This window comes from Nonomuraea sp. NPDC050383 (genome assembly GCF_044459125.1).
Taxonomy (GTDB): domain Bacteria; phylum Actinomycetota; class Actinomycetes; order Streptosporangiales; family Streptosporangiaceae; genus Nonomuraea.
The window spans coordinates 1-6,925 of the sequence record NZ_JBITIP010000038.1 but is presented as its reverse complement, the minus strand read 5'-3'; the positions used below and the strand labels follow the sequence as shown (position 1 = coordinate 6,925).

The following is a 6,925-nucleotide window of genomic DNA, read 5'->3' as shown; positions in this document are numbered from 1 at the left end:
AAAAAGGCCCTTCCCGGATCTCCCCGGAAAGGGCCTTTCACCTGCGGGTCGGGGTGGCGGGATTTGAACCCACGACCTCTTCGTCCCGAACGAAGCGCGCTGCCAAGCTGCGCTACACCCCGGTGCACACCGTCTTGCGCGTGCTTGGGAAAGTCTAGCGGACTTCGCGGGTGCTTGTGACGCCGTCGCCGCCGGAGCCCCGTGGGCGGTGGGTCAGCGGCGCGGGACGAGGGTGAGCAGGGACGCCTCCGGGAAGCAGGCGAAGCGGGCCGGGGCGTACGGCGAGGTGCCCAGACCGGCGGAGACGTGCAGCCAGGCCGAGTCGTGCCGGCTCAGGCCCTTGACGCGGGCCCGGTCGATGCCGCAGTTGGTGACCAGCGCGCCGTAGAAGGGGACGCAGAGCTGGCCGCCGTGCGTGTGGCCGGCCAGCAGGAGCTGGTAGCCGTCGGCGGCGAAGCGGGTCATGTTGCGCGGCTCCGGCGAGTGCATGACGCCGAGCCGCAGGTCGGCGTCGGCCGGGGCCGGGCCCGCCACCCGGTCGTAGCGGTCGAGGTCGATGTGGGAGTCGTGGATGCCCGCCACCGCCACGTCGAGGTCGCCGACCTTGATCCGGGCCGTGGTGTTGTTCATGTCGAGCCAGCCCTCGGCGGCCATGCCGGCGCCCAGCTCCTCCCACGGCAGCGACGGGATGTGCTGCCTGCGGTCGTTCTTGGAGGTGCGCCACAGGTAGCGGACCGGGTTCTTCGGCTTCGGCGCGTACAGGTCGTTGGAGCCGTAGACGAACAGGCCCGGGCGTGACAGCAGCGGCTCCAGGGCGTGCAGCAGCGAGGGGACCGCGTCGGGGTGGGCGATCGAGTCGCCGGTGTTGACGACGAGGTCCGGCTCCAGCGACCCGAGCGAGCGCACCCAGTTGATGAGCATGTCGCGGCGCGGCGTCAGGTGGAGGTCCGACAGGTGGAGAATGCGCACCGGTCGCCGGCCGCGCTCCAGGACCGGCACGTCGAAGCGGCGCAGCCGGAACCAGTTGCGCTCGACGACGGAGGCGTAACCCAGCCCGGCCAGGCCGAGACCGAGCATGGACAGGGGCACAGCGACGGCTTTCCTCACGTACTCATGATGCCCGACAACGGGCACGTGCTGTCCGGCCAGACGGCAAGATGGACGTCATGAGCGCATTGAAGGACAAGCTGAAGGCCGATCTGACGGCCTCGTTGAAGAGCCGGGACGAGGTACGTCTCCGGACGGTTCGGATGGCCCTGGCCGCGGTGAACGTCGAGGAGGTCGCCGGCAAGGAGGCCAGGGAGCTCTCCGACGACGAGGTCGTCAAGGTGCTGACCAAGGAGGCCAAGAAGCGGCGCGAGGCGGCGGAGGCGTTCCGCGGCGCGGGGCGGGACGAGCAGGCCGACGCCGAGCTGGCCGAGATGGCGGTGCTGGAGGAGTACCTGCCCGCGCAGCTCACCGACGAGGAGCTCCAGGCGCTCGTCGCGGAGGCCGTCGCGGAGACGGGCGCGGCCGGTCCGCAGGCGATGGGGCAGGTCATGAAGGCGGTCAACCCGAAGGTCGCCGGGCGGGCCGAGGGCGGCCGCGTGGCCGCCGCGGTCCGCGCCCGCTTGGCCCAGTAAAGCCGGCCCAGCAGCGTCGGCCCAGCAGCGCCGGCTCAGTGGCGGGCGGCCGGGTGACGGGAGAGGCCTCCGCGGGAGCGGAGGCCTCAGGTGAGATCAGTGTGGCGCCGAGGTCAGCGTCCGCGCCTCAGCTGGTCCTCGGTGATGGTGATCGGGCCCGTCCTCGTGTCGGCCGGGGCGGTCTCGCCGCCGCGGCCGCGCCGCCGGCCGTTGCCCTGGTCGCCATGGTCGTCGGGGTTGTCGAACTGGTCGCGCAGCTGGTCGAGGACGTCCGGCGGCCCCTCGTCCCGCTTCTTCTTCGGCTTGGGCGCGCAGTTCTCGCCGCAGCCGCCGAAGCGCTCCTGGTTGACCGGGTTGAAGTCGGCGGCCTCCACGCCCTTGAGCGCCCCCAGCATGGCCGTCTTCCAGATGCGGCCGGAGATCGTCGCGCCGTACACGTAGGAGTAGTACCGCCCGCCGATGGTGACGCCGATCAGCTTGTGCTTGAACGCGCCGCGCAGATCGCCGAGGCTGACCGCGCTGGCCAGGTTCGGCGTGTAGCCGGCGAACCAGGCGGCGGTGTAGTCGTCGGTGGTGCCGGTCTTGCCGGCGGCGTCACGGCCGATGCCGCCGACCTCCTGCATCGTGCCCTTGGTGAACACGCCGGACAGGATGCCGCTGACGGCGTCGGCGACCTCCGGGTCCATGACCTTCGAGCACTTCGGCTTGAACTGCTTGACCTTGCCGTACCGGTCGGTGATCTCGGTGATGGCGAGCGGCTTGCAGTACTGGCCGCGGGAGGCGAAGACGGCGTAGCTGTTGGCCACCGTGACCGGGTCGACCTCGTTGATGCCGAGGGTGAAGGTCTCGTACTCGCCCAGCCTGCCGCTGTCGGCGCGCTTGAGGCCGAGCCGCTTGGCCAGCTCGACCACCTTGCACAGGCCGACCCGCTCCTCCAGCTTCATGAAGAACGTGTTGACCGAGCCCCACGTGCCGGTCTGCAGGGTCTTGAAGCCGCCGCCGCCCTCGCTGGAGTTGTGCACCTCGTGGCTGGGGTCGCCGACCCGGTTGCCCTTGCAGTCGCGGAACGAGCCGAAGCTGGGAGCCCTGTAGCCGGCCGGCGACGGGAAGCCGTCGCCGTACTTGTAGCCCTCCTCCAGGGCCGTGGCCAGCGTGTACGCCTTGGCAGTCGAGCCCTGCTGGAAGCCGACGCCGCCGCCGTGCTTGGCGTCGGCGACGATGTTGTAGCTGACCTCGTTCTTCTTCTTGTTCCCGCCGAACTTGCGGGAGGCGGCCATGGCCTTGATCTCGCCCGTGCCCGGCACGATCATCGCCTGCGAGGCGGCGGGCTTGTCCTTGGTGCTGACGTACTGCTTGATCGCCTTCTCGGCGGCCGCCTGCATCTTCGGGTCGATCGTGGTCTTGATCTTGAGGCCGCCGCGCTGGAGCAGCTTCAGGCGCTCCTGCGGGGTCTTGCCGAAGCTCTCGTTGTTCAGGATCTCGTTCTGGACGTAGAGGCAGAAGTACGGGTACTTGCTCTCCTCGCAGCCGCCCGGTGCCGCGATGCCCTTGTAGCCGAGCTTCTTGGTCTTGGCCTCAGCCGCCTCCTGCGGCGTGATCTTGCCGAGCTGGGCCATCCGGTCGAGCACCGTGTTGCGCCGGTCGACGAGCGCCTTCTGGGCCTTCTTGCCGACGCTCGGGTCGGTGCGCGCCGGGTTCTGCACGGCGCCGGCCAGGGTGGCGGCCTGGACGAGGTTGAGCTCGGAGGCGGGCTTGTCGAAGAACCTCCTGGCCGCGGCCTGGACGCCGTGGGCGCCGGCGCCGAAGTACGCGATGTTGAGGTACTTCTCCAGGATCTGGTTCTTGGAGTACTTCTTCTCCATCGCCATCGCGTAGCGCAGCTCGTTGAGCTTGCGCGACACGGTCGGGGCGATGGCCGCCTGCTGCTCCTCGGGCGTCTCGGCCGCGTTGACCAGCACCTGCTTGACGTACTGCTGGGTGATCGACGAGCCGCCCTGGGTGACGCCGCCGGTCGTCATGTTCTTGACCAGCGCGCGTGCGGTGCCCTCGACGTCGATGGGGCCGTGCTGGTAGAAGCGGAAGTCCTCGATCGAGATCAGCGCCGTCTGCATGATCGGCGCGACCTTGTCCAGCGACACCGACTGGCGGTTCTCGAAGTAGAACTGGGCGATCTGCTTGCCGTTGGTGTCGTGCAGGGTGGTGCGCTCGGGCAGCGGAGGCTCTTCGAGATTCTCCGGCTTGAGGTTGATCTCCTTCATCGCCGTGTTCGCGGTGACGCCCGCGCCACCTACCGCCGGCAGCGCGATGGCTGCCGTCAGCACGCCCGCGGCCGCACCGGCGGCTATCAGGCGCACGATGTTCACGAACGGCGAGGAATGATCTTTACCCTGAGCTTGCACAGCATCCAGGGTACGTCGAAAGGGTGACCTTATCGGTAACTCGGCACCATTTCGCCTTGACTGACGGGGGTGACTAGTCATTCCCGGTCAACGGGGCGGCGAGAAATTGGTCCTCTGGGGTCTGTCGGCCCGAACGTCTCGTTGCGTACGTTCTCCTCTGCGGCAACTGAATACGGAGGCTCGGCGCCCGCGCCCGTCGGCCCCAAATGACGACTGACCACCTAAGGGGAGTGGGGTCGAAAATGTGGATCACGGATTGGACCTCCCGTGCCGCCTGTCGTGGTGCGGACCCGGACGCGCTGTTCGTCCAGGGTGCCGCCCAGAACAGGGCCAAGCTGATCTGCCGAGGATGCCCGGTCCGTACCGAATGCCTCGCCGATGCGCTGGACAACCGCATCGAGTTCGGGGTGTGGGGCGGTATGACCGAGCGGGAACGCCGGGCACTGCTACGGCGACGGCCTGACGTGGACTCGTGGCGAGAGCTGCTCGAGTCCGCCAAGGAAGAGTACGAACGCACCAATGAGCTGATCGCGGGCTGAGCTGCCCGGAGTACGGCCGGCGTACCACGCCGGCCGTACTCATGCGCTCGCCAGGAGCTCTCCGATCTGGCGCAGACCCGTGAGATCGTGGACGTCCTCGGACATGGCGCGGACCTGGACGACCGGCACCGTGGGATGCGCGGAGACGAAGTGCTCCCGCTCCCGGTGCTCGCGGGCCACGAGTTGCATCCTGCCGGTGTGCAGCCGCAGTACGGCGGCGGTCAGCTCGTGCTCGCCACGCGACTCCAGGTCCTCGGCCGCGGCGGCGCTGCGGGCCGCGGACAGGCCGTTCGCGGGCGTGTCGTGGACCCGGTTCACCACCAGGCCGGCGAGGGGCATGCGCTCCTCGGCCAGCCGCTCCACGAAGTACGACGCCTCGCGCATCGCGTCACGCTCGGGCGTCGCCACCACCAGGAACGCGGTGCCGGGCGCCTGCAGCAGCTTGTACGTCAGCTCGGCGCGCTGCCGGAAGCCGCCGAAGACGGCGTCGAGCGCCGAGACGAACGTCTGCAGGTCCTTGAGCACCTGCGCGCCGAGCAGCTTGGTCATGGCCCCGGCCACCAGCCCGAACCCGGCGTTGAGCAGCTTGAACGCGCTGCGCCCGCCGGCCTTGGCCGGGGCGGTCAGCAGCCGGATGAACCTGCCGTCGAGGAACCTGCCGAGCCGTTCGGGCGCGTCCAGGAAGTCGAGCGCGGAGCGGGACGGCGGCGTGTCCACGATGATCAGATCCCACTCGTCGGAGCGGCGGAGCTGACCGAGCTTCTCCATCGCCATGTACTCCTGCGTGCCGGAGAAGCTGGAGGACAGCGACTGGTAGAAGGGGTTGGACAGGATCTGCCGGGCGCGCTCCGGGTCGGCGTGCGCCTCGATGATCTCGTCGAACGTCCGCTTCATGTCGAGCATCATGGCGTAGAGCTGGCCGCCGCCCTCGGGCGAGCTGACCAGCCGGGGCGTGTTGTCCAGCTCGGTGAGCCCCATCGACTGGGCGAGCCGCCTGGCCGGGTCGACCGTGAGCACGACCGCGCAGCGGCCGCGCTCGGCGGCGCGCAGCCCCAAAGCGGCGGCCGTGGTGGTCTTGCCCACGCCGCCGGCGCCGCAGCAGACGATGATCCGGGTGCCGGGATCGTCGATGATCGCGTCGATGTCGAGGGGGGCGGGCTTCGCCGGGCCCCTCTTCACGTCCTTCACGCTGCTCCCTGGGTGCGGATGCTCTCGGCCAGCTCGTACAGGCCGGCCAGGTCGACGCCGTCGGCGAGCAGCGGCAGGTCGTAGCTCGGCAGCGCCACCTCGGCCAGCGACGCGCGCTCGTCGTGTTCGAGCGCGGCGCGGCGGGCGTACTCGACGACCTCGTCGGCCAGGGCCTCGGCCACGGACGCGGCGTCGGTCCCGTCGGCCAGCCCGGCCGCCTTGAGGCCCAGCGCCAGCTCGGCGACGTCGAACCTGCCCTTGACAGCCTTGTCAAGGGCGGACCCGGGGAGCTGGGACTCCTGCACCATGTTGATGAAGACGCCGCCGGCGGGCAGGCCGGCCTCCCGCAGCTCGGCGACGCCGTCGAGCGTCTCCTGCACGGGCATCTCCTCCAGCAGGGTGACGAAGTGGACCGCCGTCTCCGGGGACTTCACGACGCCGCTGACCAGGTCGGAGTGGTTCTTGATCGGCCCGACCTTGGCCAGGCCCGCCACCTCCTGGGTGACGTTCAGGAAGCGGGTGATGCGGCCCGTCGGCGGGGCGTCCAGCACGACCGCGTCGTACACCCGCTTGCCGTTCTTCCCGCGCCTGCGCACGGCCTCGGTGGTCTTGCCCGTGACGAGCACGTCGCGGAAGCCGGGGGCGACGGTGGTGGCGAAGTCGACGACGCCCATCTTGGTCAGCGCCCGGCCGGCCCGGCGCATCCCGTAGAACATCTCCATGTATTCGAGCATGGCCTCCTCGGGGTCGATGGACAGCGCGTAGACGTCGCCCCCCGAGGGGGCGACGGCGATCTTGCGCTCCTCGTACGGCAGGGGCGGCAGATCGAAGATCTGCGCGATGCCCTGACGGCCCTCGACCTCGACCAGCAGCACCTTACGGCCACCGGAGGCGAGGGCGAGAGCGAGGGCCGCGGCGACCGTGGTCTTGCCGGTGCCGCCCTTGCCGGTGACGACGTGCAGCCGCACGCCGTCCCAATCGGTGTCCCGAGACTCCACGATTCGAGGCTACCGAACGGTCACTTGCGGCCAGCCCACGACCACCGTTTGAGATTGCTCACACTGCGGTGGGGGGGGGGGGGGGGGGGGCCCCCCCCCCCCCCCCCCACCCCCCCCCCCCCCCCCCCCCAAAACAAACGAGTTCACAAACACCCCCCGGCGGGAGCCCACAACAACAC

6 protein-coding genes and 1 tRNA gene are annotated in these 6,925 nt (G+C 69.9%); 2 read left to right on the top strand and 5 right to left on the bottom strand.

Features of this window, described 5'->3' with window-relative positions; genetic code table 11:
* Positions 1 to 48: 48 nt before the first annotated feature.
* Both ACIBG4_RS42300 and ACIBG4_RS42295 read right to left on the bottom strand, forming a co-directional pair.
* Positions 49 to 122: transfer RNA gene (locus ACIBG4_RS42300), tRNA-Pro, on the bottom strand.
* A 91-nt stretch (positions 123 to 213) separates the two neighbouring features.
* A complete protein-coding gene (locus ACIBG4_RS42295; protein WP_310707532.1) occupies positions 214 to 1,077 on the bottom strand; it encodes a metallophosphoesterase in 864 nt (287 codons plus the stop codon).
* A gap of 89 nt (positions 1,078 to 1,166) precedes the next feature.
* On the opposite strand from ACIBG4_RS42295, the gene ACIBG4_RS42290 reads away from it, so the two are divergent.
* Positions 1,167 to 1,622, top strand: a complete 456-nt coding sequence (locus tag ACIBG4_RS42290) for a GatB/YqeY domain-containing protein (RefSeq protein ID WP_310707343.1) — start codon at positions 1,167 to 1,169, stop codon at positions 1,620 to 1,622.
* Between the two features lie 113 nt (positions 1,623 to 1,735).
* Here ACIBG4_RS42290 and ACIBG4_RS42285 read toward each other — a convergent pair whose 3' ends face one another.
* Complete coding sequence (locus ACIBG4_RS42285) at positions 1,736 to 4,021, bottom strand: transglycosylase domain-containing protein (protein ID WP_397208299.1); 2,286 nt, start codon at positions 4,019 to 4,021, stop codon at positions 1,736 to 1,738.
* A gap of 242 nt (positions 4,022 to 4,263) precedes the next feature.
* On the opposite strand from ACIBG4_RS42285, the gene ACIBG4_RS42280 reads away from it, so the two are divergent.
* Positions 4,264 to 4,560 carry a WhiB family transcriptional regulator gene (locus ACIBG4_RS42280; protein WP_148036282.1) on the top strand — a complete coding sequence of 99 codons (297 nt, stop codon included), beginning with the start codon at positions 4,264 to 4,266 and terminating at the stop codon, positions 4,558 to 4,560.
* A 39-nt stretch (positions 4,561 to 4,599) separates the two neighbouring features.
* Here ACIBG4_RS42280 and ACIBG4_RS42275 read toward each other — a convergent pair whose 3' ends face one another.
* Together ACIBG4_RS42275 and ACIBG4_RS42270 are read right to left on the bottom strand one after the other, a co-directional pair.
* Positions 4,600 to 5,748, bottom strand: coding sequence for an ArsA family ATPase (locus tag ACIBG4_RS42275; RefSeq protein ID WP_397208297.1), 1,149 nt, complete (start codon positions 5,746 to 5,748; stop codon positions 4,600 to 4,602).
* Complete coding sequence (locus ACIBG4_RS42270) at positions 5,745 to 6,746, bottom strand: ArsA-related P-loop ATPase (protein WP_397208295.1); 1,002 nt, start codon at positions 6,744 to 6,746, stop codon at positions 5,745 to 5,747. Before ACIBG4_RS42270 ends, ACIBG4_RS42275 begins: the two co-directional genes overlap by 4 nt.
* Positions 6,747 to 6,925 lie beyond the last annotated feature (179 nt).